Raw genomic sequence first — 3,011 nt, 5'->3', positions numbered from 1 at the left:
AGAAATGGAGTGATTATCCATGTATCTTCGATCCAGCGCTTAATGCCGCTACCGGAGTCAACGACGGCATACGCTGCAGCAAAAGCCGCTCTATCCACATACAGCAAAAGCCTGTCTAAAGAGGTCTCCCCGAAATATAGAACAGATCATGCGCGGTCAGTAAGATGCGTTCCCGCGCAGAGAAGATCGGTGCAAGCAAGGAGTGGACGACCGCTGCCTTGCTCGGTCAGATGACGCTGAACTTGGCACAGACGACGGTCGCCAGGGACTTGTTCGACCTGACCGACGAGGAAACCGCATGGATGCAGATTGTGCCGTACAAGGGATCGTTGCCGACGGCGGTGCCGACCGACCCGCTGATTTACCGTTGGTATGAAATTATCAACGTCTATGGTATGACGATCAAGGAGTTGATCCATGAGGAGTTTGGTGACGGCATCATGAGCGCAATCGATTTTTCGATGGACATCCGGCGCGAGAGCAACCCCATGAGTGATCGTGTCAATGTCGTGCTGAGCGGGAAGTTTCTACCGTATAAATCGTATTAACATGAGATGGCGGAGTCTGCTGCGGTCTCCCCGGCAGAAACTCCGAAACTCAATATTACTCCTTCGGTCGTGCATATTGGTTTGCTCCCCGTTACGCCAACTGTTTAAGCATTAAACGGACGACAACCTCTCTTTAAAGCTTCATTAACATCCCACTAATTTGTGATTGCAATCACAATATTTTGATTTCTTGGTATTAATCTAATTTAAAATTATAACAAGTTAGTAACAACCCAAGAGGTAAAATAGATATGGAAAGAAAATGAAAGCAATGGTTTACTACGGGGAAAATGATATTCGCGTGTAGGAAAGGGAGCGTGCGGCGATTACTGAACCCAGTGAATTTCTCACTGGAAAAATTATGGATTAAAAACATGACCATCACAATAGGTCTGGTTAAAACGAATACCACGGATATGCTGTTGAAAACCTGTTTTTCAGGACGGTTGCCAATGGAAAAAATTGCGACTCACTACTTCAAGTTTGGTGAAATCGTAAAGTGTATGATGTGTTAAAACACGCCGCTGACGGAAAAGCATTGAAAGTGATTAGTAATTATTGGTTTAATTATTAATAGGTTATGACTCGACCCGATCACCCGTTTCTCCTTTATACATCAAATGGCCATCATGCCATTTGATGTATACCAAAATATAATGATTTCCCCCTTTGTCCTTTATAACCTCGGAATTAATCTCCCATAGGGAACTTCATCTAATAATGAAGAACTTCAAGACAGGGGCATTTTTGATAGGGCGTTAACTTATTTAATTTGAACCACCGCGATATTCAATAAGCATTAAACGCAAAAAGGCCGCCTCAGTTCCCTGAAGCGGCCTTTTCTAAATCTTGGCTCCTCTGACTGGGATCGCCTTTGCCAGTAACTGGCTAATTATTAAGCTAAACCTAAAAATCGGGGTTGTCAAGACCACCAGAACGACCACCTTTATTACACCTTAATTTTAAAAGTTAATGTCTTCTTTACCAGAGCAGGGTGAGAGACCAATTACAGCATATAGATTTTATAATCATCCCAATGATTTTACGGTTGAAAATATCATCCCTGAGGTACGATAATACCCGCGTCATTTCACCACATACGGCATTACACAATATCCCAGATATAGACTTCATATGGTCCCGTCACTTTCCGCTTTATCGCTGATCGAAGTACTTGCTCGACTTAAGCTGTCCGGGACGGTTAATCTTTCCATGAGTGGCAGGATGCGACGATAACATATCGGTAGAGTTTCGTTTATTGCGTTTTTCGTTTATTTCGATTATTCTTTCAGTAATAGTTAATCGATGGAGATATGATGATGACAAATACCACGCTGACCGGACTGGCTCTTCCGGCAAAACATGAAATAGAAACGGCTACACGTGGCCAGCGTGCCTTGGCCGCTTTCCTCTCAACAAAGCTTGAGACGCAGCAGATTCTGATTAAAGATGCGGATGACGTCTCACACCAGATCGAACTCCCCACCGCGGCCTTAACGTTGCTGATGAATGTGTTGGGTGAGCTGGCTGAAGGTAATGCCGTACAGGTTGTGCCGGTGCATGCCGAACTGACGACGCAGGAAGCTGCAAATATCTTAAATGTTTCACGGCCACACATGGTGAAACTACTCGAGGATGGCCATCTACCGCATCACAAAACCGGCCGACACCGTCGAGTGTTGTTTGCAGACTTGATGGCCTACAAAAATGAGCGCGATGCTACCAGCCAAAAGGCTATGCAGGAGCTTGCGGCACAGGCCCAGGAACTCGGGTTAGGTTATTGACACATGATGCATTCACCCTATCCCGTAGTACTTGATGCCTGTGTGCTTTATCCAGCAAGACTGCGCGACCTGCTGATGCATTTAGGTTTGGCCGGTTTGTACCAGCCTAAGTGGTCTGCGGTAATTCATGATGAATGGCGGCGTAATCTGTTGTTACAGCGAAACGACATCACCCCAGAGTCACTGGCACGAACAACGGATCTAATGAATCTGGCTCTGCCTGATGCAAATGTTACTGGATTTGAAACGCTTATCGAGGGGATCTCATTACCTGACCCCGACGATAGGCACGTTCTGGCTGCGGCAATCCGTTCGAATGCTGATGTGATTGTGACTCTGAACTTGAAGGATTTTCCAAGTGAAGTCTTGGCAGAATATGGTATTGAAGCACTTCACCCAGATGATTTTATTTCGGATCTCTTTGATCTGAATCACTCGGTTGCGCTGAATGCCGTCAGATTACAACGCAACGCATTAAAAAACCCGCCAATGACGACTGAAGAATTCTTGGAGATGCTACTCAAACAGGGACTCCCCATGACGGTCAAGGCTCTTAGAAATTACCAGTTTATGATTTAGCAGGTTTTAAGCGGTGGTTTTGTCTCCCTGAAGTTACTCAAGAAGTATGGGCATATGACGGACCGGGATTCAGGAATCTCTGATTGAATCCAGCACTGAA

At 45.4% G+C, this 3,011-nt stretch carries 3 protein-coding genes and 1 pseudogene; all 4 read left to right on the top strand.

Going from position 1 to position 3,011, the window contains the following annotated elements:
- A pseudogene (locus SJI19_RS24435) lies at positions 1–135 on the top strand (SDR family NAD(P)-dependent oxidoreductase); the annotation flags it as partial.
- Positions 136–164: 29 nt separating this feature from the next.
- Positions 165–548: a cyanase gene (cynS, locus tag SJI19_RS24430; RefSeq protein WP_323480831.1), complete on the top strand. Its 384-nt coding sequence runs from the start codon at positions 165–167 to the stop codon at positions 546–548.
- 1,316 nt (positions 549–1,864) lie between these two features.
- Positions 1,865–2,332 carry a helix-turn-helix domain-containing protein gene (locus tag SJI19_RS24425; protein ID WP_323480832.1) on the top strand — a complete coding sequence of 156 codons (468 nt, stop codon included), beginning with the start codon at positions 1,865–1,867 and terminating at the stop codon, positions 2,330–2,332.
- A 3-nt stretch (positions 2,333–2,335) separates the two neighbouring features.
- Entirely contained in the window at positions 2,336–2,911 is a 576-nt protein-coding gene (locus SJI19_RS24420) for a PIN domain-containing protein (RefSeq protein ID WP_323480830.1), read from the top strand.
- Positions 2,912–3,011 lie beyond the last annotated feature (100 nt).

The sequence above is a fragment of the Acerihabitans sp. TG2 genome (assembly GCF_035013185.1).
Classification (GTDB): Bacteria; Pseudomonadota; Gammaproteobacteria; order Enterobacterales; family Enterobacteriaceae; genus Acerihabitans.
Note: the sequence above shows the minus strand (reverse complement) of the source record. Positions and strands in the feature narration are given on the sequence as shown.

Coding starts and splice junctions, on each gene's coding strand:
- SJI19_RS24425 (WP_323480832.1), top strand. CDS start 1,865: ATGATGACAAATACCACGCTGACCGGACTGGCTCTTCCGGCAAAACAT.
- cynS (WP_323480831.1), top strand. CDS start 165: ATGCGTTCCCGCGCAGAGAAGATCGGTGCAAGCAAGGAGTGGACGACC.
- SJI19_RS24420 (WP_323480830.1), top strand. CDS start 2,336: ATGATGCATTCACCCTATCCCGTAGTACTTGATGCCTGTGTGCTTTAT.